Below are 24,771 nucleotides of genomic sequence, written 5' to 3'. Positions count from 1 at the left end.
GCGACGCCTGTTGAAATTTAAGACAACGAATGATTTCATCCGCGCGTCCAGAAAGACAGCCATCGACTCATGTCCAGTCCGAGCATCAATTTTCGTTCGAGGCCGCACACCGTCGCCGTGCGAATGCTGTTGTGCCTGTTGTTGACGGCGCTGGCCGGTTGTTCGGCATCGCCGTCGATCAGCGTGCTCGGTGCCTATTTCCCAAGCTGGATGTTCTGTCTGCTGGGTGCCTTGCCGATGACGCTGATCGTGCACGCCGTGCTGGGCCGGTTGCAACGCGAACGCCTTCTGGGACCGCCAGTCGTCGCGTATTCGGCATTGCTGCTGCTTTTCTCGCTGCTGATCTGGCTGTTGGTCTTTAATTCTTGAATTGACGGAGTGGGTTCATGGCTAGCAGGCCGAACAAAATTTCGAGCAAGGTCGCCCCGGCAGTCCTGCTGCTGGTGACGCTCCTGGCACTCGTCTACGTGCTCTGGCGGATAGACACCTCGCCGCGCACCGACGACGCTTACGCCTACGCAGATTCAATCGATGTGGTATCCGAAGTAAACGGGCGCATCGTGAACATGGCAGTGCGCGACAACCAGGCGGTCAAGCAGGGCGATGTGCTCTTCGAGGTCGATCCGCGTCCCTTCGACGACGAACTGGCGCGCTCCAATGCCGCGCTGGCAGCGCTCGACAAGCAGATCGCGCTGATGGACCGCACCGTCAAGGCGCAGCAGTACGGCGCCGATTCCGCGCACGCCGCCGTCGAGCGCGCCCGGGCCGCCGCCGCGCAATCCGCCCAGACGCTCAAGCGCACGGAGCCGTTACTGGCAAAGGGCTTTGTCTCCGCCGAAGATGTCGATCGGGCACGCACCGCACAGCGCGCCGCCGCCGCGGAGCTGGAAGCCGCGCGTCTGCAGGCGCAACAGGCGACCGCCGCCGTGACCGGCGTCGACGCGCTGGTCGCGCAGCGCGACGTGGTGCGCGCGGAAATCGCGCTCGCTCAGTACCGCAAGGACATGGCCACCGTGCGCGCGCCTTTCGATGGACGCGTCGTGTCGCTGAAAACCACGGCCGGGCAGTTCGCTTCGCCGCTCAAGCCGGTGTTCACGCTGATCGATACGCGCAACTGGTATGTCGTCGCGAATTTCCGCGAGACGGAGCTGAAGAGCATCCGCGCGGGCACACCGTCGAAGGTTTATCTGATGTCCGACACGAGCCAGATGTTCGATGGCCGCGTCGACTCGATCGGCTTTGGCGTGTTGCCCGACGACGGCGGCCTCGTGCTCGAGGGACTGCCGCGCGTGCAGCGCAGCCTCAACTGGGTGCGTGTCGCACAACGCTTTCCCGTCAAGATTCGCGTCGATCATCCGAATCCTGAGCTGTTCCGCCTTGGCGCCTCGGCAGTCGTGAAGCTCGAACCCGGCGCGGCCAAGCCGGCGCACTGAGACAGGACGCAGCCCATGAACGCTCCGCTTGCGGAACGCCTGAAGAACTCATTGCGCTGGCTGGCCGGCGAACTAGCGCCGTTTCCCGGGCGCGGCCAGTTCGCCTTGCGCCTGACGCTGGCTTCGGCCATCGCCATCGTGATCGGCGAGACGTTCCAGATCCCGTCCATGGTGATGTCGCTGGTCGCGATCTTCTTCACGGTGCAGGCCAACGTCGTCCTGACGCGCGTGATTTTCATCGCGCTGACCCTTGCCGACCTCATCGCCGTGCCCCTGTACATCTGGCTGCTGAACTTCACCTACGACTACCCTGTACTGCGTATCGTCGTCTCGAGCGTGTTGTTCTTCAGCTTCATGTTTTGCGTGCGGGTGTCGAAGGCGGGCGGCGTCCTGCTGGGACCGGCGCTCGTCATTCTCTATGCGCAGTCATTCGCCGACCTGACCGGGCAGGCGGAATACCTCGTGCGGCAGGTGCTTTGGGCCGTCCTCGCCATCACGTACGGCAGCGTCATCGCGCTGGTCGTGAACTCGCTCTTCGCGTCCGCCAATCCGCTGCGCCAGTTGCAGGCGGAAGTGCACCGCCAGCTCGCGCGCGCAAGTGAACGCCTGCGGCAGCTGGCGGCGGGCGAAGCCGTCGAGCCTTCCCTGTCCGGCGAAGCGCTGCAGCAGCAATGCGCCACGCTGCAGGGCTTCGCGACTTTCGCCAACATGGCCAATGCGAAGGACTATGCGGGCCAGCAGTATCTGCAATGTTGCGTTGCCGCTGTCTCGCATGCGCAGCACGTCTGCAATGCGTTGCCGCAAGCGCTGCCCGGGGCGTCGCCCGCGTTGCGGCGCGCGCTCGGGCGGCTGCACGAGCAGTTGCTCGCGCTCGATGAGGCGATTGCCGCGCATGAGCCCTTCCACCTGACCTGGGTGCCGGATGAGGAAGAGCGCGCATCCCTGCCGGCCCTTGCGCAGGCCGAAGACCTGTACCGCACGGTGCAAGCCGTCGACCAGTTCGACAGTGCCGCCGTGCCCGGCCAGCCGCCCGCGAAAGAGCCGCTGCTCGCGCCCGATGCCTTCACGAATCCCGCCTACGTGCGATTCGCGCTGAAGATCCTGATCTCCGGTCTCATCGGCTATTTCGTTTTCAACGTCCTGCAGTGGCCCGGCATTCACACCATCCTGATTACGAGCGGCATGGTGGCATTGCCGGGGCTCGGCACCTCGGTGCGGCAGATGTCGCTGCGCTTCTACGGCGCTTTGCTGGGCAGCCTGAGCGCGCTGCTGGTGTTCATCTTCGTGATGCCGTACATCGACACCATCGTCGGCCTGCTGTTGACGATGGTGCCGGTCATCGCGGCGGGCGCGTGGCTGACCGCGGGTTCCGAACGGCTCGCCTACCTCGGCACCCAGGGCGCCGCCACCTTCGCGCTGGCACTGCTCGAGAACTTTGGCCCGAGCACCGACTTGACCGAGATTCGCGACCGCATGGTCGGCATCATTCTTGGCGTCGGCATTTGCTGGCTCGTCTATGCGTTCATCTGGCCCGAGAGCGAGGGCAGCGCGACCCGCGCGAAGCTCGCGGCGCTCACGCGTTCACTCGCCGCGCTGGTGCGCGCGCCCGTGGGCAAGGATGACCCGGCGCTGCAAATGGCCTACGCGAAGCAGCACATGCAATGCTGGTCTGCGCTCAACGACTGCAACCTGGAGCTCGAACGCGTGCGCTACGAGCCGCAGTTCAAGCACGGCGCCCTTGCGCAACTGGCCGCGCAGGCCGAGCGGATGCTGGGCGTGAGCCGTGACTTGCTGGTGACCCAGGACCACGTCCACAGCCGCGCGCTGGCCGCGGCCGACCCGGCGTATCCCGCCCATCCGGCTGCCTCCTCGCCCGCGCTTGCCGCCGCTGCCAGATTGCACGACGAAACCGCCGCTCTGCTGGAGCTCTACGCCGAGCGCGTCGACAAGCGCGGCGCCCCGCCGTTGGCGGAGCAGGAGCAACTGCGCGCGCTCGCGCAGCAAACGACCGGCGCCGCCGGCATGCCGATGCTGGCCGATTTGCAGCGCCTCGCGCTCCAGGCGGCCGAACTGCCCGGCTGGGACGCCGGCAATGATGCGGCACCCGCTGCCGCGAACGACCTTGCCGCCCCAACGCCGGCCACCCGAGACGCACCCTGACATGAACAAGAAACACGTCATCACCACTGCCTGCCTGATGGGTCTGCTGAGCCTGCTGAGTCTGGTATCAGGCTGCGCCCTGATGCGCCGCGACTCGCCACCCCATACCCAGATTCCGCCCGAGCAGATCCAGCTTGCGAGCGATATTCATCTGGCCCGCGAGGGTTGGCCCGATGCGCAATGGTGGACGCGCTACAACGATCCTCAGCTCGACGCGCTGATCGAACGCGCGCTCAAGGGCTCGCCGACCATCGCCGCCGCCCAGGTGCGCGTGGCGCAGTCCGGGTCGCAGGTCGAGTTGCTCAGGGCCGGCAGCAACCTGCAGGTATCGGCCCTCGGCTTTCTCAACCGCCAGCGCGCATCCTCCGACGGCTTTCTCGGCCCCTATGCGCTGAATTTTCCGAAACTGGGTATCACCGGTCCCTGGTACACCGAAGGCACCATCGGCCTTTTCGCCGGGCTCAACATCGACCTCTGGGGCCGCCAGCGCTCGCTGGTCGAGGCCGCTATCGGTGCGTGCAACGCACGCGTGGCCGAAGAGGCAGCGGTGGAGCTGGCGATTTCCACGGACGTGGCCCAGCTCTACTTCAGCATGCAGGCCAGCTATCGCCTGCTCGACCTGCTGCAGCAGTCGCGCCAGATCCTCGCGTTCGCCGTTCAGTCGCACGAGGGGAAAACCGGCACCGGACTGGAGGGCAAGGTCCCGTTGCAAGCCGCGCGTGGGCAACTGCTGGGCCTCGACCGGCAAATCGTCGCGGCGCAGGGGCAGATCACCCAGACCCGTGAGATGCTGCGCGCACTCGTCGGCGCCAGCGCCGGCAATCTGCCGGAGATCCAGCCCGTGGCGTTGCCGCAGGCCGCGGCCGGACTGCCCGCCGAGCTGTCCTTTCAGCTGCTGGCGCGCCGCCCGGACCTGCAGGCGATGCGCTGGTATGTCCAGTCGTCGTTCAGCGAAATCGACGCCGCCAAGGCGGCGTTCTATCCGAGCCTCGACATCAAGGCCTTCTTCGGTCTGGACTCCGTCCACCTCAACCAGTTGTTCCGCGCCGCCAGCCAGCAGATCAATTTTATTCCGGGCCTTTACCTGCCGATCTTCGATGGTGGACGCCTGAACGCCAATTTGCGGACTGCGCGCGCCGGCAGCAACATCCTGATCGAGCAGTACAACCAGGCGGTGCTAGACGCCGTGCGCGACGTTGCCGTCAGCGGCAACCGCCTGCAAACGCTCGACGAAGAGCGGCGGCTGCAAAGCGACAAGGTGGAGGCCGCGCGTTTCGCGCACGAAGCCGCGGACGCCGCGTATCAGCGGGGCCTCGGCAGCCGCGTGAGTGCGGAGGAGGCGCGCCTGCCGTTGCTGGCCGAGCAGACTGCGCTGCTGCTGATCGACGGCGAGCGCTTGAACCAGGACCTCGTCTTGACCAAGGCGCTGGGGGGCGGGTACCAGGCGAAGGATACGGCCGAGCCGTGATGCGCCCGCATCGCGGGCGCGGGGGCGTTCAATCGCCGTTATCCCCCCGCGCCTTGTGCTGGGCCGCGAGCTTGTCCTGCTGCGCGGGCGGCACGGGATCGTAGTGGCTCAGCTGGATGCTGTAGTTGCCGTGCCCGCCCGCCAGCGAATTCAGGCGCGACTGGTAGTCGTTGAGCTCGGCTAGCGGCACCTTGCCCGCAATCACCATGGCGTTGCCGCTCGCCGTGCGCGTGCCGTGCACCTGGCCGCGCCGCGAGGAGAGGTCGCCGATGATGTCGCCCATCGCCGCTTCGGGCGTCATCACCTCGATGTCGACGATCGGCTCGAGCACGATGGGCTGCGCCTTGAGCACCGCATCGATAAAGGCCTTGCGCCCGGCCGTGACGAACGCCACTTCCTTTGAGTCGACCGGATGGCTCTTGCCGTCGTACACGGTCACGCGCACGTCCTGCATCGGGAAGCCCGCGAGCGGCCCGTTTTCGATCACCTGCTGAATGCCTTTTTCGACGGCGGGAATGAATTGCGAGGGAATGGCGCCGCCCTTGACCGCATCGACGAATTCGAATCCCGCGCCGCGCGGCAGCGGCTCCACGCGCAGCATGACCTCGCCGAACTGGCCCGCGCCGCCGGTCTGCTTCTTGTGGCGGCAATGGCCTTCCGCCTTGCCGCCGATGGTCTCGCGCCACGCGATGGTGGGCGGCCGCGTGATGACTTCGAGCTTGTGCTGGTCGGTGAGCCGCTCGAGCATATAGCGCAGATGCAGCTCGCCCAGCCCATGCACGACGGTCTCGTTGGTGCCCACGGGGTGCTCGATGATCAGGCACGGGTCCTCGGCGGCGAGCTTTTGCAGCACTTCCCAGAGGCGCTGCTCGTTGCCGCGCCGCGCCGGCTCGATGGCGAGGCCATAGATCGGATTGGGAAACTCGCACGGCGTGAGATGGATGTTGCCGTCCTCGGGAGCGTCGTGCAGGACGTCGTCGAAGTTGATGTCGTCGGCTTTCGCCACCGCGCAGATATTGCCGGGCCCCGCGCGCTGGATCTCCGTGTGGTCCTTGCCCTGCAGCATCAACAGATGCGCGACCTTGAACGGCTGGCGGCCGTTGCCGATATAGAGCTGGCTGTCGCGCGCGATCGTGCCCTGATGGATGCGGAACACGGCCACCTTGCCGATGTACGGGTCCACCACGATCTTGAACACGTGCGCGAGCACGTGCTTCTCGGGGTCGGGCTCCGCGCGCACGGGCGTGGTCTTGCCCTCGGTCTCGCGGTAGAAGAGCGGCGGGTTGCCTTCGGTGACATTGGGCAAGAGCCGCACGAACACGTCGAGCAACTGCGCGATGCCGGCTCCCGTCGCCGCCGACGTGAAGCACACGGGGACCAGATGCCCTTCGCGCAGCGCGCGCTCGAAGGGCTCGTGCAGCTGCTCCGGGCGGATGGCTTCGCCTTGCTCCAGATACAGCTCCATTAATTCGGGGTCCAATTCGATCACCTGGTCGACGAGCGCATTGTGCGCCGCCTCCACGGAATAAAAATCGGCTTCGCCCGCGGGATTGAAGAAGCAGTCCACCACGTCGCTGCCGCCTTTCGCGGGCAGGTTGATGGGCAGGCACTGCTTGCCGAACATCTCCTGGATCTGCGCGAGCAGGCCGGGAAGATCGACCTTTTCGCCGTCGATGCCGTTCACGACGATCATGCGGCACAGCTTGCGCTGCTGCGCCCAGGTCATCATGCGGCTGGTGGTCATTTCGACGCCGGTGCGCGCGTCGACCACGATGGCCGCCGTTTCCACGGCCTCCAGCGCGCTGATCGACATGCCCGCGAAGTCGGGGTAGCCGGGCGTATCGAGCAGATAAATGCGCGTGTCCTGGTAGTCGAGATGCGCGAGCGCGGAACTGAGCGAGTGATGGTACTTGCGCTCGAGCGGGTCGAAATCGCACAGGGCGGTGCCGCGGCTCACGCTGCCGGGGGCGTGCAGCGCGCCGCCCTGATGCAGCAGCGCTTCGGCGAGCGAGGTCTTGCCGCAGCCGGCGTGGCCGACGAGCGCGACTGTGCGGATGGCTTCGGGACTGTAATCCATGATCGCCATCGTCCAGTAGTGGAGGTTCGGCAATTATTGGCGAAATTCGGCTGCTCTGGCAAATACAAGCGCGCACGGCGTGTGCGTGAGCGCGCGCAGCATGAACGCGCGATGGACGTCTTATCGGACGCCGGCGGCTTTCGACGCGTTGTCGAGGCGCGCGTTCGCTGCGCCGCAACATTTCTTGGGCCTGTTGTGTTACGTGAGCGCTACGACGCGTAAGCGCCGTGAAATGGGATTGGGCGTGTATCCGTCTTTGTTGCTGCGCGATGCCCGAGCGCGCGCTGGCAATGCGCAGCCAGCTCGATAATGGCCACGACCTCATCGACGAACGCAGACGCGAGCTGGTGATCACCGAGCGGGAGGCAAAGGTGCCCACGATCTTGCAGGCTGCCGAGAAAACGCACGAGTAGGCAAAGAGTGGATGGAGGCACGCCGACTGCGGAAACGCGCGGCGGTGGCGCAGTAGTGTAAAAGCGCACCTCGCGCCGCTATTACCTGCACGGGCGGCGGTGCTGTCATGTTCCGCCCATCGAGGCCGATCGAGAATCAGGACCGTCCCGCAACTACCCGATCCTGTACCCGTCCATCTTTCGAATGCCACTCTCGCCCGCCGGTGCCCCTGTGCGCAGATGCACCATCAGATCGTACGTCGTCGATGGCCTGGTCAGCATCAACGCCGTAACTTCGTCCTGCATCACACGTGTCGCGTGCCAGGTATTGCGATGCATGCACAAGCCTTGACCCACCGGCACGAGAAACGCCCGTATCGAAGCCGGATCGGGTGAGCCGTCGGCCAGCGAGGTCGCCACGACCTGCACGATCGGTCCCGTCAACGGAACGATCGCCTGCTGCGTCAGATAATGGGTTTCTAGCGCGCTCAACGATTCGTCGCGATTGCGGTAACGCACCCATAAGATCTCGGCCTCGCCGTGCGCGCCATTGTCGAACAGGTGTTCGCGCCAGAAGTCGGAGGACGGGCTGAAGTACGCCGGCGCGCTCGCATCGTCGAGCGGGGTCTTGCCGAGCATGACGCCATAGGGAACGCAGGCAGCGACATCGAGTGGTTCAACGGGTATGGAAGTGAAGGGCATGGTATCGGCGGAGATGTCAATATCAGGATGACTAATGATCGTTCGAATCAGGTGAGCCGACCGTTTCTGCCATCTGCGGAACGAGCGCGAAATTCGGCCCGTGCCGCAAGCTGTAGTCGAGCATCACGGTGCGCGCGAGCCGCACGATCGACTCGGCCAGCAGGCTGTCCGGCGTGCGCCGGTACGACACGACAAGCGGCAATGCCGGCACGCGATGCTCGACCTTCAAGATCTGCAACTGGCCGGTTTCCAGTTCGTGCATCACGAATGCGGCGGGTAGCACGGCGATCCCGAATCCGTCGACGACGAGCCGGATGATCGCCGCGACCGACGACACGCAGTTGATCTGCACCTCGGTCTCCCCAGCCACCGCGAACAGGTCGGCAAGAAGTGCGTGCGGCGGCGAATGTCGCGCGAAGCTGATGATCGGGAACGCGGCAAGCTCGGCTTCGGAAAGCGGCTCGGCAGACAGATTCAACGCCGGGCTCGCCATCCAGCACATCGGCAGGCTGCCGAGCGGCGCATTCGCTGCGTCGGCGCCCGTCACGGGCGTGGTCAGCAGCGCGGCGTCGAGATGGCCGCTCGTTAGCTGTGAGGCCAGATTCGCGCTGGTGTCGCTCGTCAACTCGAGCGTGAGATTGGGATATTCCTCGCGAATCCGCTTGAGCAATTCGGGTAACCAGGTATGCACGACAGACTCGATCGCACCGAGTCGCAGCAGGCCGGCCACCTTCGTGCGGTCGCCAACGCTGGCCAGCATGGCCCGGTTCAGTTGCAGGATCTGCTCGGCGAACGGCAGCGCCTTCGTGCCGTCCTGCGTCAGCGTAGCCTCGCGCGGTCCGCGCTCGAACAGCCGCACACCCAGCTCTTGCTCGAGCGCAGAGATGCGGCTTGAAATTGCGGCCTGGGTGGCGTGCAGCCGCTCGGCCGTCAGCCTGAAGCTGCGCAGCCGGGCAAGCCAGACAAAGGTCTCGAGAAAGCGGACGTTCATGCCGGTCCGGTCGCCGCGAGGGCAAACCGCAGGACGAGTCGCGATCCGGGCAGTGTAACGCCGCCGGAACCGGCACGTGACAAGAAAAAGCGCACGCGCGCCTCAACTTTTATTTGTTGGACAGCGCGACCCGACCCGCGAAGACTGGGCGTCATCACGTTTTCCCTGAACGGATACAGCAATGACGCGATTCCTCTGTGCAATCGATGGCGATCCCACGATCGAGCTGGCCCCCCGGCGGCTCATCATCGCCGGATGGGCGGGCCGCAATCGCGACGAGATCGAGCATCACATCGCAGAGCTCGTGGCGCTCGGGGTGAAACGCCCGTCGTCGGTGCCGTGCTTTTACGAGGTTTCGGCATCGCTTTTGACGAGCGACCCGCACATCGACGTGATCGGCACGCACTCGTCCGGCGAAGTCGAGGCCGTGCTGATGCACGATGCGACGCATGGATTGCTGGTCGGCATCGGCTCGGATCATACGGATCGCAGGGTCGAGAGCTATGACGTCGCGGTCTCGAAGCAGGTCTGCGCGAAGCCGCTAGGTACGACGCTGTGGCGCTTCGACGAGGTAGCCGCACACTGGGACGCGCTCGTCGCGCGCAGCTGGCGCATCGATGCCGCGGGCGAGCGGGTGCGCTATCAGGAGGGCCCACTCGCGCGGCTGCTGCCGCCGCAACGGCTGATCGGCGAGGCATTCGGCCATGCCGGCCTGCCCGTGGGGACCGCGCTCTTTTGCGGCACGCAGCCCGTTATCGGTGCGCTATGCCCATCGGCCGCATTTGAGATCGAACTGCACGATCCGGTGCTTGGGCGCAGTCTCCGGCATCGCTACGCGGTCGCCTCGCTGGTCCACGTGGAGTGACGTTGATGCGCACGATACGCGAATGGCAGCAGATGCTGGGCACGCAACAAATCTCCGCTTGCGCGTTGCTCGAAGCTTCGCTCGCCGCAATTCACGCCGATTCGCGCCACTATGGCAATGCTTATACTGCGATCGACCACACCGCAGCGCGCGCCGCTGCCGCGACGAGCGATACCTTGCGGGCGCGCGGCTATGTGCCATCGCCGCTTGCGGGTATTCCGGTCACGGTCAAGGACCTTTTCGACGTCAAGGGGCAGGTGACGACGGCCGGCTCCCGCGTATTGCGCGGCGGCGAGCCGGCAGCGCGCGACGGAATCGCGATCGCGCGTCTGCGCGATGCGGGCGCGGTGTTCGTGGGACGCACCAACATGAGCGAGTTCGCGTTCTCCGGGCTCGGCCTCAATCCACACTACGGCACGCCGCGCAATCCGCACGATCCGGCGCGGATCGTGGGCGGCTCGAGTTCGGGCGCGGCGCTATCGGTGGCGCGCGGGCACGCCGTGTGGGCGCTCGGCACCGACACGGGCGGATCGGTACGCATTCCCGCCGCCTTCTGCGGTCTCACCGCGTTCAAGCCCACAGCCGCACGCGTTCCGCTCGACGGCTTACTGCCTCTTTCGACGACGTTCGACTCCGTGGGCCCCATCGCGCGCAGCGTCGACTGCTGCGTGCTCGCGGATGCAGTCCTGTCCGCGCAGACGCTCGACACAGCAGCGCGTCCGCTCGATTCGCTGCGCTTCGGTGTGACCTATGACTACGTCGGCGACGATCTCGACCACGAAGTGCGCATTGCGTTCGACTACGCGATACGCCAACTGCGCGCGGCCGGCGCAACTGTCGAGCATTTCGCTTTTCCGTCGCTTGCCGATCTGATGCTGCACGCTCCACCGGCGGGCATCACGGCCGCACAAGCATGGGCATGGCATCGGCGCCACGTCGCGGCGAATGCCGGAGCCTACGATCCGCGCGTGCTCAAGCGTCTGCGCAAAGGCGAGCATTTGAGCGCCGCCGATTACCTGGACCTTCTCGCGGCGCGCGAGCGCTTTGTGCAGGATGCGCGGGCCAGGCTCGCGCGCTTCGACGCGTGGCTGATGCCGACGGTCGCGATGGTGGCGCCACGGCTCGAAGACATCGAGCCGGCCGACGAGCATTTCTTCGCGGCGAATGCGCGAGCCCTGCGCCTTGCGTCGATCGTCAATGTGATGGATGGCTGCGCGCTGACACTACCCTGCCACGGCGAGGGGGCGCTGCCCGTGGGCCTGTCGATCGTCGGCAGCGCGTTCGCCGATGCGCGGGTGCTGGCTATCGGCCGCAGCGTCGAAGGAGTTTTGCGCGACGGCAAGCTCGGCGGCTGGCCCGCGTTCTGGCCGGAAACCGCGGCCGATGCCACATAAGCTTTCTTTATCGGTGGCCAACAGAATAAGTCGTTGGACGACGAAATTTGGCGTTCGAATACTGGCACTCATCCGCTGCGTTGTCGTCACACGTTCAACGTCGGCAATTTGACCGGCATGCGTTGCGGCTCGTTCAATCCATCTAATCGAGGTCCATCCATGAATCCTGATTCCACCTTGATGCGCTGTACGCGGCTGGCACCGCTGACGATGGCGGCCGTATGGGCGATGGCTGCCAGCCTCGCCCATGCGGCCGACACGACTGATGCCACGCCGACCGTCGTTCTGATCGGCCACGCCGCGCCCATGACCGGCCAGCTCGCGAACATGGGCAAGGACAGCGAGAATGCGGCGCGCCTCGCGATCGACGAGATCAACAGCCAGCATCTCGTGATCGGTGGCAAGCCGGTGCGGCTGCAGCTCGATTCACAGGACGATGCCGCCGACCCGCGCACGGGCACCCAGGTCGCGCAGAAACTCGTCGACGACGGCGTGGTCGCGGTCGTGGGGGACATCAACTCCGGCGTCTCGATCCCGGCATCTCGCATCTACAACGAGGCGAATGTCACGCAGATCTCGCAGGGTTCGACAAATCCCGCGTTCACGCAACAGGGTTTCCGCACGACTTACCGGCTCGTCGCCACCGACGCGCTGCAAGGCCCCGCGCTCGCTCGCTACGCTGTCGGCACGCTGCACGCGAAGCGGATTGCGGTCATCGACGATTCGACGGCCTATGGGCAGGGGCTTGCGACCGAGTTCGAGAAGGCCGCCAGGGCTGCGGGCGCCACCGTCGTCGCGCACGAATCGACTAACGACAAGGCCGTCGACTTTCGGGCGATCCTCACGAAGATCAAGGGACTGCGTCCGGACGCCATCATGTACGGCGGCTCCGACGCGACGGCGGGACCGCTCGCGAAGCAGGCCGCGGCGCTTGGCGTGAGCGCACCCGTGCTGGGCGGCGACGGCGCGTGCACGGAGAAGATGATCGACCTCGCCGGCAACGCGATCGACAATGTCGTGTGTTCGGAAGCGGGGCTTGCCTTGTCGAAGATGCCGAAGGGCGCCGCATTCGACCAGCGCTACGTCGCGCGGTACAAGGTGCCGATCAACGCGTATGGTCCGTTCGCTTACGACGCCGTCTATGTGATCGTCGACGCGATGAAGCGCGCGAATTCGACCGATCGCGCGAAGATTCTTGCCGCGATGCCCGCCACGCAGTACGAGGGTGTAATTGGCAAGATCGCATTCGATCCGCACGGAGACCTCAAGGATGCCGCCGTCACGATCTATCATTTCAAGGATCGCCGCAAGGACGTGGTTGACGTCGTCCGGATGTGAGCGGTGGGCGGTGGCCGGCAGACTTTCGACGATGGCGTTCGCAATACGGTGGAACCCGTAGCGACAACCGAACCGACGGACCGTGAAACGCTCACCATGCAGCCACCGCCCCGTCGGAGCGCGGATCGGTTGCCCCGGCGGCGCTGTCAGGTTAGCGGACCGGCGCCGGTAGAATGAAGCAATGAAGAAGACGAAATCGCTTTATCACGGCCACCGCTTCCCTGCTGTCGTCATCCGCTGCGCGGTTCGCTGGTATTTTCGGTTCAGCCTGAAAGCCGAGATTCCCGAACTCGCCCAGGTGAAACACGAATTTGTCTAAGCGGCTGCGCGCGTGAATAACCGCGCGGAGAATAGCCGCCAGCCGACTCGCAGGCGCGAACGCCAGATGTGCCGCTTTCGCAATGCGCGTCGCACTCAGGCGTTTCTCTCATAAGGATAACTATGTTTCTGCCAGCCATACAGTCTACGCTTGTCAACTTGACAAAGCCCGTGAAACAGGTCATCGAGGTATTGCAACAGTTCGTCTGGCGTAACGAATGATTGAATTTCAAAGTCCGCGCGACGACGCTTGCCTTCCTGCCCGAAATGATGAGCTTTCCACGCGTTGTTCTTGAAGACGACTCCAATGACCCGGCCAAAAACGTCGAAACGATACTCTGCGTCCATGTCAAGTCGCCCCTCAACCCTCAAACCAAGTATGTAATTGGCATCCGTCAGAGTGAAGTGTCACATCCCAGAACTTGGTGGAATACGAATTGGGCCTCTCCCGCGCTCCCGTCGATCGCATCAGAAATTGACGGTCGGCAGTCGGATTCTGTCCCGATATAAACTTGTTTCGCAATTCGGCCAACTTGTTGTTTCGGTATTTACCCTGGTGTTGTCGTCTCCTATACTGTGCTGATCGCTGCGGACAACACAGTTCTCAGCCACACAAGACAATTCAGTAGGTAATCATCATGAAATCGCTAGTTCAAGTTGTCATTGTCGCCGCAACCCTTGCTGCCCCGCTTGTTGCTTTCGCTCAATCGAACCAGCCGGTGACGCGCGCACAGGTTCACGAAGAGTTGCTTCAGGTCGAAAAGGCCGGCTACAACCCTGACTCGCATGCGCACCGGAATGATTATCCGGACAACCTTCAGGCCGCCGAAGCTCGCGTCGCTGAGCAGAACAGTGCGATGGGCGGCGTAGCCGGCGGGTCGTCGCAGCAAGGCCAGCCAGCGCGGTAAATTGTCTACAGACAGCTGCGGCTCCTTGACAGTGCTGTCCCGGTATCAAGGCCAAGTGAGTCGCCATTGCAATTACTCGTTGAAGGCGAAGGGTTCGCGGCCGATGCAAGAGTATTTAAAGCCGACGCAAATCGCGCGCGGTATGTCTGGAGCAGAGGTGATTTCGGGCCCGGCGGCTCTATCCCGTAACATCCGCAATCTTCTCGAACGGTAGCCGTTCCTTTCGCATCTGCTGGCGCAGCTCACAATCAGACCTTGCAGGTTTGTTGTTTGTCCAGCGGCTGGATATTCGTGAGGACTTGTGCGGCGGCATTGAAGGGCGGCTGTCCTGTATCTCGACCAGCAACGGCATCCCGCTCCAGACGTTTCCTGGACAGCCAATAACGGTTCAACTGGAGACGGATAGTGGGCCGTTGCGGTCCATCCGCGTTATCGTCACGGACGCCAATGAGGGTGAATCGGATGGCTCGCTCGCGACCTGTCAACTGGTCACCGACTTTCCGTTCCGCTTTCATCTGCCGCAACACTATCTGTCGACCGTCCTGCTCAATGAACTGCGGCAACAGCCGAACGTCGAGATCCGCCTTGGCGAAACGCTCCAATCCGTTGAAGCCAGCGACGAATCGGTGCGCCTCGTGTTTTCGACTGAGAACGGCCGTCGCGAGAGCCGCGCCTCGTGGGTAGTGGGCGTGGACGGCGCGCACAGCATGGTGCGCAAGACAGCCGGATTCAGCTTCGATGGATTCACCTGGCCCGAGAAATTTCTTGTGACCAACGTGCGTGACCTGCTTGAAGCGCTCGGTTATACGGGTATGCGCATCGTCTGCTGCCGAGCGTCGCCGACCTGAATGCGAAGCAGCGACGGCTAGCTTGAACCTCAGTAGTCCCCATCGGCGCGCCACTACTCGAGTTCCGCCCGATGGGCGCAAGGCGAGCGGCGCTTCGACGCGCAAAAAACTTCGGCGGATCGATCAAAAAGGGAAGAGGCCAGACAGGGAGACAGGAAGGGCCTGATTTGGTGAGGTATTTTAACGGGGCCACCTCGCAAACCCGCATCAAGCCAAGATCAACCTACCGTCGCAACATGCATTGAAATCTAGGGTAGGCCGTTCAGGGGCGACTACCTAATCCATCTCGACAAGCCGACACGTCGCGACGTGTCGGCTTGCGATGCTGCTCGAGCCCGGCTTCATGCTGCATCTACAGGCTCATCTGCTTGTGCGTCATCGCGTACGATCAATCTTCATGATCGAGCTTCGACCGGAGGGCAAAAACAGAGCTTCCGCATCTTGTCCCGTTATCGATTCGCCCTTATCCGGCCATTCGCGAGATCCGGCTCACAGGCCGAACGCGTGGCCGCCGCTGGCCATGATCGACTGACCCGTGACCCAGCCGGCCTCGTCCGCAGCCAGCATGAAGACGACGCCGGCGATGTCGTCCGGCTCAGCCATGCGGTGGATGGCTTGGCGGGCGAGACTCGTGGCGGCGACCGACTCCGGTATCTTCTCGGCCATCGCAGTGCGGGTGAGCGACGGGAGCACTGCGTTGATCGTGATCCCGTCTGGGCCGAGGGTCGACGAAAGCGCCCGGGTTAGCCCGATTACACCCATCTTGCTCGAGCGGTAGGCGATCGACACCAGGCTGCCGCTGGCGACCGTCGCGGAAGCGATGTTGATCACCCGCCCCCAGCCGCGGCCGCGCATGAGCGGCAGGAACGCCTTGCACATGAGCATCGTGCCAGTCAGGTTGACGCTCAGCACGCGCTGCCAGCGCTCGAGGTCTAGCTCGTCCCACGTCACTGCCTCGACCAGGCCGGCGTTGTTGACGAGGATGTCGACGTGTCCGCGCTCGGCGGCCACACGTGCCTTCGCCTCATCGATGGCCGCCGGGTCGCTGATGTCCAGCGTCAGGGCGGTGGCCGGGCTGCCTATGCGGGAGATGAGCTCGCTGGTCTCCGCCAGGTCTCCGATATCGGCGAGGACGATGGCCGCTCCTCGTTGCGCGAGCCCGACCGCGATTGCCTGGCCGATGCCGCGCGCGGCGCCGGTCACGAGCGCGACCCGGCCGGTATGAACTCTTCCAATTGCTGATTCCGACATCATCATTGATCTCCTTCATAAGTGAGAAAGGGATAAGAAATAGGGGTGCCGCAATAGCGAGAGGGAGCGTTAAGGAAGGTCTGATCAATCACCGCGAGGTCATTACCGCATGCGACTGAGCGCGGCATGAGCAAAAAGTACGTGCTTCTCGCCGACCGAACGTCGCGTCTCAGCAACTTCGAATCTACGGCGAATCTCCGCTTTGACCCTCGCCGATGAACTTGATGAGCAAGCGTTTCAGTTCAGCGAACCCGGTTTTGCTGAACTGCTGGAGTCGGCGATTCAACACCCGGGGTGCAATATCCGAGATGGAGGAGTCCAGCACGTTCATGAACGTGGCCAGCGCCACGGCAATGGCGCCGAGTGCGAACCGCGCGCCGCTCAATGGAACTGGTGAGCGGGGAAATATTTGCGGATTCATGGTGAGCTCCGAGAATGCCGATCGCCACGGTGGTTTCAATCATATATTTGATAAGTCAGATATATGATTGAAAAAAGCGAAACAATACGATGGGTCACGTCATCCCATGTGGATGACGTGCTCACGGAGCATTTCGCCGACTGTGGATCACTCTATCTGACATATCAGATAAATGCAAATCGAAAAGATCTACCTGCATACCATGCGCAACCAACACTGGCGATTCCGGCCGTAGTGAACCTTGCCTGGACCAGGGCCGTCGCTTTGGTAGATCGCGAGGGAGGCTAGTGCTTCACGCGTAACCAGGGCGTGCTGGTACTGCATCGATACGTCACTTAAGCCCTAATCACAGGACCAGCGGCGATGATCACAAGAAGCAGAAGAGATCATCATCAGCATGACCGATCATTGGCAGCGCATGGATAGGCAATCCAGGCAACAGAGGACAGATCAACCAGCGTCGCCACTACCCCGGAAATCTCAATAGGGAGACCGCGCCAAAGCGGGGGCTGAAGGCGAGTCCCAGCGACCATGGCCGCCGATCGGAAGCTTAAAGTGTGTCGCATGGACTCCGATTCTTCCGATCAGTCTTCCGTTCTCCAGTTGCGAATCAGTCTGCGCTGCGTCGGCCCGCCGGTCTGTCGGCGAGTGCTGATTCCCGAGCAAACCACGATTGCGCAACTGCATCAGGTCATGCAGCTCGCGATGGGCTGGCAGACAAACACCTGCACCGGTTCATCATCCGCGGATGGCGTTACGGTGGCGATCGCGACGGTGCGTTCCAGTTCTTCGACTGCCCAGACACCCTGTCGTTGGCGGCGTTTGGCCTGCACGAACATGAGCGCTTCGCCTGCCTGTACGACTTCACCTCGTGGTGGTCGGACGCCCCGAGAGATACATGAACGCTCTTGAAATTCATGGTAAGCACGTATTTCTCGAGTGGATCGAGACCTTACGCGAAGGCCAGATTGACGTGGACGATCTGCGCGCTGAGGCCGACGAATGGCTCATCTGGCTGGATAGGTGTTTCGACCGTCGAGCGGCGAATGAACGCCTGCACGCGCTTGCACGGTAAGCTGACTGCCTGGGTGACGCGCCGAGTGGGAGACTGCGATGCAAATCAGCGTGCAGATTGCGGTTCAGACCGAATTCGACGAGCAGCCGAACATTACGGAGATCGCCCGCTTCGAACGGGACGGATTCGATGCGGGTTCTCTCGGCTTGCATCTTGAGGAGGCAAAGGCGCTGCCAGGCCGGTTGCAGCGCTCGATGATCGAAGCCCAGGCCGCTGAAGCGATCGCTCGAATGAGCGTATGTCTGGAGTGCGGTTCCCGTCTGACCGACAAGGGCCACCATCGCCTGGCCGACCGCTCGGTCTTTGGTCGGCTGTCGATCGAAAGCCCGCGGTTGTACCAATGCCGGTGTTCCGGAAGCGGTCGCAAATCCGTCTGCCCGCTGGCCGCTTGCCTGCGTGAGCGGACGAGTCGACGCTTGTCGCGCTGGTAGTTGCCGCATTCTCGCCGCGCTCATCGCCTTCCTGCTGCCGGACCGTGGTGCGAATGCAGCGGATCCCGACAACCTGCGGGCCAATCCTGTTCAATAAACGTGCGTGATGGGGCGTGTGAAACCGTGGATGGCGCCGTGCCCGGTTTGGCCGGCACACGCGAGAAGTGACCGGCCTCGCGGTTGGCCTCCAGCGGGGCCGATTCATCCTCTGGAAAGATGTGCAACTTCCTCGAACGTGTTCATCGAGCAAACCGTATGGCATGCCGCCCACTGACGTCCATACTGCAGTTACGCGATTGTTCAAGTTCAACTTTTCCGACTGGAGGAAATCATGAATCGCTTCGATGGCAAGACCGTTCTGATCACTGGCGGCAATAGCGGCATCGGTCTCGCGGCCGCCCAGGCATTTGCAGGGGAAGGTGCTCGTGTGGTGATTACCGGCCGCGATGCCGCGGCGCTGGAAACCGCTCGCGCCACCCTTGGCGATAGCGCTGTGGCCATCCGCAACGAAACGGGCACGGTGCAGGCTGCGCGCGATCTGGCCCGCGAGCTGGCCCAGGCCGGCATCCGCCTCGACGCCGTCTTCATCAACGCTGGCACCGCGAAATTTGCTCCACTGCCCGATGTCGACGAGGCACTGTGGGATGCCACCTTCAATGCCAACGTAAAGGGCGCATACTTCCAGATCCAGGCGCTGGTGCCGCTGCTGAACAAAGGCACCTCTATCGTGCTGAACGGTTCGATCAACGCGCGCATCGGCATGCCGGCATCGTCGGTTTATGCCGCCAGCAAGGCCGCGCTGATCTCTCTGGCCAAGACGCTGTCGAGCGAGCTGATTGGCTCGGGCATTCGAGTGAACGTGGTGAGCCCCGGTCCGGTGACGACGCCGCTGTACGGCAAGCTGGGCCTCGATGCCGACACCTTGTCGGCCACCGCCGCGCAAATCCAGAGCCAGATCCCGCTGGGCCGCTTTGGCCTGGCGACGGAGATTGCCTCGACGGTACTGCATTTGTCGGCACCGGAATCGGCCTTCATCGTCGGTACCGAAATTATCGCCGACGGTGGTATGAGCCAGCTATAAGGCAAACTTTGCGACCTAGAGCGATCGCACGGTGAACCCGAGCGGCGTCGTGCCGCTTGGGCCGTTGCCCGATTTCAATGTCCCGCAGGGGTGAGTCCGCATTGCCTCTACGTCATCATCGTTGCCCATTTGAAGAGTCCGCATCATGTCCGCAACCCCATTTCCAGCTGCGCCGGTGCTTCAGCTCAATAACGTGGCGCTGGCCGTGGCCGATCTCGACCACATGATCGGCTGGTATCAGAACGTGCTAGGCCTGCGCGTCGAAGAGCGCGGCCATTTCGATCCTGTCGATGCCGATTTTGCCATGCTGACCGGTGAAGGCTTCCGACTGGAACTCGTCTCGCGTAAAGGCGGCGAGCACCGGCCCGCCGATCGGTCCGCGCCGCCGCAGCACCTGCATGCGTTAGGCTGGAAGGCCATCGTGCTCGAATCCAGCGACCTGGCCTCGACCACTGCAACGCTGGTGGCACACGGCGTCGAGATCGTCTGGGCTGAACAGCGGCTGACGCCAACGCTCGCCTCCACCATGGTGCGCGATCCTGAGGGCAATCTCATCAACATCTTCGGCAAGCTCGCATAGCGACGCTCACTTCGACGATCCCGTTTCGGGCTTCGATGTTTGACGGGTTCGACTTCTCCGCTTTCCCCGTGGGACTTTAATGTGCATGGCACAGTTCCTGGACTACCCAGCTCTTAAGGAGCTCGCCTCGCGCTCACAGGCGGTGTCGTATGATTGCTCCTGCATCCGGACGCCCGTCGACGGCTGGGAAAGCGTGCCCCTCTCATTGCCCGAATCGCAGCTGCGTGAAATCGGAACGCTTGGCATTCCTGACGAGAATGAGTCCACGTTCGCCAAGTACCATCCGGATAGCACGCGCTATTGGTCTCTGGATGCGCCGATTGCGCCACGTTACTTTCCCTGCAACCGATGCGATGTGTGGGAGTGCACGGTCTGCCAGCGCAGCTTCCTGCGCTACACCGAGGGAGGTGGCTATTTTGTCGATCGTCGAATCCGCCTCCTTGTCCCACAGCACCGGCACGGTCGCACGCCCGGTGTAGCCGGGATCGGCGGACGTGTACACGTTGTGCATGAACCGTGCACCGTTGACGGTGTCCGGCACCACACCGGGGCCCGCTTCGGCCTTGAAGCCGCCGCGCCCGCTGGGGCCGGCGGACCCGTCCGCCGTGATCCAGTTGCGGAACGCCGCATCCTTGCGCACAAAGCGGCCGTTGGTCGATTTGGTTTCATACCAGCGGTCTACCCACTGGCCGTTGACGAGAAGACCCATCGTGACGCTCCTCAGTGAGAACCTGCGGTATTGGTGAAGTTGACGATCAGGGGAATTGTCTGGTCCGGCGCCTCGGACAGGAGCCAGTGGCCCGAGCCTTTGATGATGTCCCCCTGGACATGGGTGTCGACGAGCCGTGCCTGATCGATCAGGAACGTGCCCGAGGCTTTTTCGCCGGTGAGGACGAGCATCGGCATCGTGAGCGGCGTCTTCGCGAACTCGGAGAAGTCTTGCGCGTCTTGCGTGAATGCATGGAAGTATTCGAAGCCCGCGCGCATCCGGCCAGGTTGGGCGTACACGTGCGTATAGTATTCGCGGTCTGCCTCACTGAGCGAATGTTTCGGGTCCGCTGCGAAATCGTTCCAGAAATGCTCGAAGTAAATCCGTTCGCGGCCTTGAACGAGCTTCAGCGGCGTTTCGCCGTAGAAGTTGTAGTGCCATTTGTCGCGCAACAGCCAGACCTTCTGCCAGTCGCCCACCCCGGGAAGGAAGGCATCCATGAGCGTGACGGTGTCCACTTCGTCGGGATATTGCGCCGCATAGGCGTAGCTCACCATCAGGCCGATGTCATGGCCGACGATCTTCACTTTGTGGTAGCCGAGCTGCTGGACCATGGCATGAATGTCCTGCGCCATTACCTTCTTTTCATAGCCGCTCGCGGGGATCGACGAGCTGCCGGCGCCGGGCAGATCGGGCGCGATGACGACACGGCGGTCGGCAAGCTGCTCCATCAAAGGCACCCACATGTGGCTAGTTTCGGTGTAGCCATGCAGCAGGATGACCGGCATGCCATCGCCGTGTCCGGCTTGCAGATAGTGCAGCCTCAGGCCGTTGACGGTAATCGTATGATCTTCGATAGGAATGGGCGTCGCGCTATGAGCCAGGCCGTGCAGTGCACCCGCCAGTATCAAAGCGGTGCTCGCCTTGCCGGCAAGTCGTCGAAACAGGTTCATCTCGTTCTCCAGTATCAGTAAGGACGTGCTGCGACGGGTGCCAATGACCGCGCGTGGGTGTCGCAATGACGTGACCCTATGGTGGACGAACGACACGCTTTTGCCGTTCGACCTGATCGATGAACTCGTTCGAAGGAGTTGCACATCCAGGCGGTTGGGGGGATCAACCGGATGTCGCGCGCACGAAAGCGTTTCCCGGGTTTCGCGTGCTAGCGCGGCCCGTGCGCCCCACGTGACTCGGCGCTATGCTGGCGTCATGTCGGACGCGGGATATGCATCCCTTTGCAATCATCCTGCAAGGTCGCACCCGCGTAAGGATTGCACGAGGGCGATACCGGGTCGCCTCGCGAGACGTCGAAATCGCAATGAACAGGGAGGTTTTCCGTGTCGGAATATGAATTCGATCTCTTTACCATCGGCGCTGGTTCAGGCGGCATTCGGGCGAGTCGCCGGGCCGCTGCATTTGGCGCGCGTGTCGCGGTGGCGGAGCAGCAATTCCTCGGCGGCACCTGCGTCAATATCGGCTGCATTCCGAAGAAACTGTTTTCCTACGCCGCGCATTTCCACAAGGACTTCGAGGACGCGCACGGCTATGGCTGGTCGTTCGACCGGCTTTCGTTCGACTGGCAAGCGCTGCTGGAAGGGAAGAATCGCGAAATCGAACGGCTGAACGGCGTCTACGACAAATTGCTGACCCAGTCCGGCGTCGAATTGATCATGGGTCGGGCGAAGGTGACCGGCCCGCACACGGTGGAGGTGGGCGGGCGCACGTATACGGCCAGGCATATTCTTGTCGCTACGGGAAGCAGTCCGACCATGCCGGATATCGAAGGGGCGCAATACTGCATCAGCTCCGACGACGCGTTCTATCTGGACAAACTGCCCAGGCGTGTCGTCGTGGTGGGGGGCGGGTATATTGCCGTCGAATTCGCGTCCATCTTCAATGGTCTCGGCGTGGACACGACATTGGTGTACCGCGGCGATCGTGTGCTCAAGCATTTTGACGCGGACCTCGGCAATTTCCTGGCAGAACAGATGGCCTTGCGAGGCGTCAAGATCAGGTTCAACACGGAAATCCACAAGATCGAGCGCGAAGGCGAAGCACTGCATTGCGTGACGGGAGACAACGAGCGCCTGTCCTGTGACACCGTCCTTTCCGCGACCGGCCGCCTGCCGAACACGAAGCACTTGGGTCTCGAAGAGATTGGCGTGGGACTCGCACCGAATGGCGCGGTGATGGTGGACCAGACTTTCCAGACTGCTGTGCCCTCGATTTACGCGGTGGGCGACGTTATTCACCGGATGCAATTGACACCCGTTGCGTTGGCGGAGGGCATGCTGGTTGCGGATCACCTGTTCAACGGCGGCACCGAGCACATGGACTACAGTGGCATTCCAACGGCAATCTTCAGTCATCCGAATGTTGCCACGGTTGGGATGAGCGAGGCACAGGCGATCGAAAGCGGGCACACGATCGACCTGTACCGCAGCGTTTTCACACCGCTCAAGCATACCGTTTCCCGGTCCGGCGAGAAGGTGCTGCTCAAGCTGATCGTCGAGCGCGAGACGGACAGGGTTCTCGGGGTGCATATGGTTGGCGACGATGCCGGCGAACTGCTTCAGGGCTTCGCGGTGGCGATCAAGTGCCGTGCCACCAAGGCGCAGTTCGACGCCACGATTGGCATCCATCCCACCATCGCCGAGGAGTTCGTCACGATGCGCACCAAGGTGGCTCCGTAAAGCGGCATCTTTCGCCAGCAACGACTGAATCTTCAGGGCCGTTGCGAATGACAACTGGCCCGAAGATTGAAGGACTTTCAATCACGGTAGAAGGATCGCGCCAGTCGTCACGCAAACCGGTCGATGCCTCGCACGAGCCGCTTGGCCAGACGCGGCTGCTTCAACTGCTCGATCCACCATTGCAGCGCACGGCCCTCTTGTTCGCCGCGCCACGCGACATACAGCACATTGGGTTCGCGCGGATCGAGGGTGGCTTTCTCGACCAGTTCGCCGCGCGCGAGCAGCGACGCCACCCGATGCCGCGGCAACCAGCCGACGCCCAGGCCGTCGCGCTGGGCGAGAATCTTCGCGTGCATGGTGGGCAAAGCCAGCGAGTCCTGCCCGCCGACGATGCCATAGGCGCGCCCTGCGGACAAGCGCGCCGAATCTCCCACCACGACCGAGCGGTACGCGGCGATGCGCTCGCGCCGGAGGGCCTCTTTTTCGGCGGCCAGCGGATGCCGCGGCGCCACCGCGAACACCCATTCGACGACACCCAGTTCGAACCAGCGCAATCCGGGAATGGCGGGCGGCTCATTGGTGGCGCCGACGATCAGGTCCGCTCTGCCGTCGCGCAGCGCCTCCCACGTTCCACTCAGCACCTCGTGCGTCAAACGCAATCTGACGCCCGATTGCAGGCCGTCGAACGCGCGAATCACGGGCATCATGGTTTCGAACTCGAGCAGTTCGTCGGCGACCACCCAAAGCCGATCCTCCCAGCCGCTCGCGACCTGCTTGACGCGCCGTGTCATGCGGGCCATGTCCAGCATGAGCCGGCTCGCTTCCTCCGCGAGCAGATGGCCCGCGGGAGTCAGTTGCAGACGATACCGACGCCGGTCGAACAGCAGCGCATCGAAGCGCGTTTCCAGTTGCCGGGCAGCGTGGGAGACGGTGGAGGGTGCCTTGCCGAGCCGCGCCGCGGCGCGCGAGAGGCTGCCGGTTTCCCGAATCGCGTCGAGCAACGCGAGTTCTTCCTCTGACAACATATTCGACTCCATCGAATAAGTTAATCAGTCAAAGCGTACGGTAATCGGGCGGTGATCGTCCACTATGCCGCTATCGCGCTGGCCTGCGCTTTATTGTGGCTCACGCGGTTCCACACAACACCGGTTTCCATTTTGAAGGAATTGTCATGCTCCAGTTTTATTTCCATCCGTCGCCCAATCCGCTGAAGGCCGCGCTACTGTTCGAAGAGCTGCAAACGCTGTTCGAACTTGTCGCGGTCGATAGGCAAGATTGATGGTCAAACGCGGCAAGTCCCATGCATCGAGCACCGGTAGCGGTTGTTGACCTCCACGTTGACGGTCACCTTAGGCTAAACGCCGCCAACGACAGGGTGTCTGGGCCGTCGAAGAATTGGAAGGCACCCTCGCGATGTCCACGCCATCCGTGGATGATGAACCGGTGCAGGTGTTCGTCGCCCCAGCCCATCGTGAGCTGCATCACCTGATGCAAATGCGCAATCGTGATTTGCCTGGAAATCAACACTCGCCGCCAGACCGGCGGGCTGACGCCGCGCGGACTGATTCGCAACTGAAGAACGGCAGGATTGGAGTCCATTGAGGCACCGTAAGCACTTCCTTCACTCATCTTCGTC

At 63.0% G+C, this 24,771-nt stretch carries 25 protein-coding genes and 5 pseudogenes; 19 read left to right on the top strand and 11 right to left on the bottom strand.

Annotated features, from left to right (window positions below):
- The first annotated feature begins 69 nt into the window (after positions 1–69).
- The 4 genes from EYW47_RS36655 to EYW47_RS36640 are packed head-to-tail and all read left to right on the top strand — an operon-like array spanning position 70 to position 5,061.
- Entirely contained in the window at positions 70–369 is a 300-nt protein-coding gene (locus tag EYW47_RS36655) for a YtcA family lipoprotein (RefSeq protein ID WP_240764073.1), read from the top strand.
- Positions 370–386: 17 nt separating this feature from the next.
- Positions 387–1,433 carry a multidrug transporter subunit MdtN gene (gene mdtN, locus EYW47_RS36650; RefSeq protein ID WP_133199694.1) on the top strand — a complete coding sequence of 349 codons (1,047 nt, stop codon included), beginning with the start codon at positions 387–389 and terminating at the stop codon, positions 1,431–1,433.
- 15 nt (positions 1,434–1,448) lie between these two features.
- Positions 1,449–3,593: an FUSC family protein gene (locus EYW47_RS36645; protein ID WP_133199693.1), complete on the top strand. Its 2,145-nt coding sequence runs from the start codon at positions 1,449–1,451 to the stop codon at positions 3,591–3,593.
- The gene (locus EYW47_RS36640; RefSeq protein WP_338117860.1) at positions 3,556–5,061 is read left to right on the top strand and encodes an MdtP family multidrug efflux transporter outer membrane subunit; all 1,506 of its coding nucleotides are present in this window, start codon (positions 3,556–3,558) and stop codon (positions 5,059–5,061) included. The genes EYW47_RS36645 and EYW47_RS36640 overlap by 38 nt, the downstream gene beginning before the upstream one ends.
- A gap of 28 nt (positions 5,062–5,089) precedes the next feature.
- On the opposite strand, the gene fusA is transcribed toward EYW47_RS36640, so the two are convergent.
- A complete protein-coding gene (fusA, locus tag EYW47_RS36635; RefSeq protein WP_133199692.1) occupies positions 5,090–7,138 on the bottom strand; it encodes an elongation factor G in 2,049 nt (682 codons plus the stop codon).
- Between the two features lie 290 nt (positions 7,139–7,428).
- Here fusA and EYW47_RS42520 point away from each other — a divergent pair, with 290 nt between their 5' ends.
- The gene (locus EYW47_RS42520) at positions 7,429–7,551 is read left to right on the top strand and encodes a hypothetical protein (RefSeq protein WP_276322980.1); all 123 of its coding nucleotides are present in this window, start codon (positions 7,429–7,431) and stop codon (positions 7,549–7,551) included.
- Positions 7,552–7,704: 153 nt separating this feature from the next.
- Here the strand turns inward: EYW47_RS42520 and EYW47_RS36630 are convergent, their stop codons facing one another.
- Together EYW47_RS36630 and EYW47_RS36625 are read right to left on the bottom strand one after the other, a co-directional pair.
- A complete protein-coding gene (locus EYW47_RS36630; RefSeq protein WP_133199691.1) occupies positions 7,705–8,232 on the bottom strand; it encodes an ureidoglycolate lyase in 528 nt (175 codons plus the stop codon).
- A 31-nt stretch (positions 8,233–8,263) separates the two neighbouring features.
- The gene (locus EYW47_RS36625) at positions 8,264–9,223 is read right to left on the bottom strand and encodes a LysR family transcriptional regulator (protein ID WP_133199690.1); all 960 of its coding nucleotides are present in this window, start codon (positions 9,221–9,223) and stop codon (positions 8,264–8,266) included.
- A gap of 181 nt (positions 9,224–9,404) precedes the next feature.
- Between EYW47_RS36625 and EYW47_RS36620 the strand changes: the two genes are divergently transcribed.
- The 5 genes and pseudogenes from EYW47_RS36620 to EYW47_RS42240 all read left to right on the top strand — a co-directional run.
- Positions 9,405–10,088: a DUF2848 domain-containing protein gene (locus EYW47_RS36620; protein ID WP_133199689.1), complete on the top strand. Its 684-nt coding sequence runs from the start codon at positions 9,405–9,407 to the stop codon at positions 10,086–10,088.
- A 5-nt stretch (positions 10,089–10,093) separates the two neighbouring features.
- A complete protein-coding gene (locus EYW47_RS36615; protein WP_133199688.1) occupies positions 10,094–11,482 on the top strand; it encodes an amidase in 1,389 nt (462 codons plus the stop codon).
- A 180-nt stretch (positions 11,483–11,662) separates the two neighbouring features.
- Entirely contained in the window at positions 11,663–12,820 is a 1,158-nt protein-coding gene (locus tag EYW47_RS36610) for a branched-chain amino acid ABC transporter substrate-binding protein (protein ID WP_133199722.1), read from the top strand.
- Positions 12,821–13,001: 181 nt separating this feature from the next.
- Positions 13,002–13,112: pseudogene (locus EYW47_RS42245) on the top strand (IS6 family transposase); the annotation flags it as partial.
- Between the two features lie 39 nt (positions 13,113–13,151).
- A pseudogene (locus EYW47_RS42240) lies at positions 13,152–13,250 on the top strand (IS6 family transposase); the annotation flags it as partial.
- Here the strand turns inward: EYW47_RS42240 and EYW47_RS36600 are convergent.
- The gene (locus tag EYW47_RS36600) at positions 13,235–13,486 is read right to left on the bottom strand and encodes a DUF7661 family protein (protein WP_133199687.1); all 252 of its coding nucleotides are present in this window, start codon (positions 13,484–13,486) and stop codon (positions 13,235–13,237) included. The pseudogene EYW47_RS42240 and the gene EYW47_RS36600 overlap by 16 nt on opposite strands.
- A 290-nt stretch (positions 13,487–13,776) precedes the next feature.
- On the opposite strand from EYW47_RS36600, the gene EYW47_RS36595 reads away from it, so the two are divergent.
- Entirely contained in the window at positions 13,777–14,046 is a 270-nt protein-coding gene (locus EYW47_RS36595) for a DUF4148 domain-containing protein (protein WP_133199686.1), read from the top strand.
- A gap of 263 nt (positions 14,047–14,309) precedes the next feature.
- Entirely contained in the window at positions 14,310–14,894 is a 585-nt protein-coding gene (locus tag EYW47_RS36590) for an FAD-dependent monooxygenase (protein ID WP_133199685.1), read from the top strand.
- A gap of 489 nt (positions 14,895–15,383) precedes the next feature.
- On the opposite strand, the gene EYW47_RS36585 is transcribed toward EYW47_RS36590, so the two are convergent.
- Complete coding sequence (locus EYW47_RS36585; RefSeq protein ID WP_133199684.1) at positions 15,384–16,151, bottom strand: SDR family NAD(P)-dependent oxidoreductase; 768 nt, start codon at positions 16,149–16,151, stop codon at positions 15,384–15,386.
- Positions 16,152–16,329: 178 nt separating this feature from the next.
- The gene (locus EYW47_RS36580; RefSeq protein ID WP_133199683.1) at positions 16,330–16,566 is read right to left on the bottom strand and encodes a hypothetical protein; all 237 of its coding nucleotides are present in this window, start codon (positions 16,564–16,566) and stop codon (positions 16,330–16,332) included.
- A 531-nt stretch (positions 16,567–17,097) separates the two neighbouring features.
- Here EYW47_RS36580 and EYW47_RS42755 point away from each other — a divergent pair.
- Positions 17,098–17,226, top strand: a pseudogene (locus EYW47_RS42755) (hypothetical protein); the annotation flags it as partial.
- A gap of 26 nt (positions 17,227–17,252) precedes the next feature.
- On the opposite strand, the gene EYW47_RS42235 reads toward EYW47_RS42755, so the two are convergent.
- Positions 17,253–17,405, bottom strand: a complete 153-nt coding sequence (locus EYW47_RS42235) for a hypothetical protein (protein ID WP_240764071.1) — start codon at positions 17,403–17,405, stop codon at positions 17,253–17,255.
- Between the two features lie 59 nt (positions 17,406–17,464).
- On the opposite strand from EYW47_RS42235, the gene EYW47_RS41175 reads away from it, so the two are divergent.
- From EYW47_RS41175 to EYW47_RS36560, 4 genes and pseudogenes are all read left to right on the top strand, one after another.
- On the top strand, positions 17,465–17,641 hold the full coding sequence (locus tag EYW47_RS41175; protein ID WP_165976779.1) for a hypothetical protein: 177 nt from the start codon (positions 17,465–17,467) through the stop codon (positions 17,639–17,641).
- Positions 17,642–17,679: 38 nt separating this feature from the next.
- Positions 17,680–18,060 (top strand): annotated as a pseudogene (locus tag EYW47_RS36570) (ISKra4-like element ISBte1 family transposase); the annotation flags it as partial.
- A gap of 343 nt (positions 18,061–18,403) precedes the next feature.
- Positions 18,404–19,153 (top strand): SDR family oxidoreductase, encoded by a 750-nt coding sequence (locus EYW47_RS36565; protein WP_133199681.1) that lies wholly within the window; start codon positions 18,404–18,406, stop codon positions 19,151–19,153.
- Positions 19,154–19,328: 175 nt separating this feature from the next.
- Positions 19,329–19,733 carry a VOC family protein gene (locus EYW47_RS36560; protein ID WP_240764070.1) on the top strand — a complete coding sequence of 135 codons (405 nt, stop codon included), beginning with the start codon at positions 19,329–19,331 and terminating at the stop codon, positions 19,731–19,733.
- A gap of 400 nt (positions 19,734–20,133) precedes the next feature.
- Here the strand turns inward: EYW47_RS36560 and EYW47_RS36550 are convergent.
- Together EYW47_RS36550 and EYW47_RS36545 are read right to left on the bottom strand one after the other, a co-directional pair.
- A pseudogene (locus EYW47_RS36550) lies at positions 20,134–20,442 on the bottom strand (glutathione S-transferase family protein); the annotation flags it as partial.
- An 11-nt stretch (positions 20,443–20,453) separates the two neighbouring features.
- Positions 20,454–21,395, bottom strand: coding sequence for an alpha/beta fold hydrolase (locus EYW47_RS36545; RefSeq protein ID WP_133199721.1), 942 nt, complete (start codon positions 21,393–21,395; stop codon positions 20,454–20,456).
- Between the two features lie 384 nt (positions 21,396–21,779).
- On the opposite strand from EYW47_RS36545, the gene gorA reads away from it, so the two are divergent.
- A complete protein-coding gene (gene gorA / locus EYW47_RS36540) occupies positions 21,780–23,135 on the top strand; it encodes a glutathione-disulfide reductase (protein WP_133199679.1) in 1,356 nt (451 codons plus the stop codon).
- 107 nt (positions 23,136–23,242) lie between these two features.
- Here the strand turns inward: gorA and EYW47_RS36535 are convergent, their stop codons facing one another.
- Positions 23,243–24,160: a LysR family transcriptional regulator gene (locus tag EYW47_RS36535; RefSeq protein ID WP_133199678.1), complete on the bottom strand. Its 918-nt coding sequence runs from the start codon at positions 24,158–24,160 to the stop codon at positions 23,243–23,245.
- Between the two features lie 146 nt (positions 24,161–24,306).
- On the opposite strand from EYW47_RS36535, the gene EYW47_RS42805 reads away from it, so the two are divergent.
- Positions 24,307–24,414, top strand: a complete 108-nt coding sequence (locus EYW47_RS42805; RefSeq protein ID WP_465263515.1) for a thioredoxin domain-containing protein — start codon at positions 24,307–24,309, stop codon at positions 24,412–24,414.
- Between the two features lie 65 nt (positions 24,415–24,479).
- Here EYW47_RS42805 and EYW47_RS36525 read toward each other — a convergent pair.
- On the bottom strand, positions 24,480–24,771 hold a 292-nt coding region (locus tag EYW47_RS36525), incomplete at its 5' end, for a plasmid pRiA4b ORF-3 family protein (RefSeq protein ID WP_240764069.1).

It is taken from the genome of Paraburkholderia silviterrae (assembly GCF_004353915.1).
GTDB classification, from domain to species: Bacteria; Pseudomonadota; Gammaproteobacteria; order Burkholderiales; family Burkholderiaceae; genus Paraburkholderia; species Paraburkholderia silviterrae.
The sequence above is the reverse complement of the archived record's forward strand: the minus strand, read 5'-3'. Positions and strand labels throughout refer to the sequence as shown.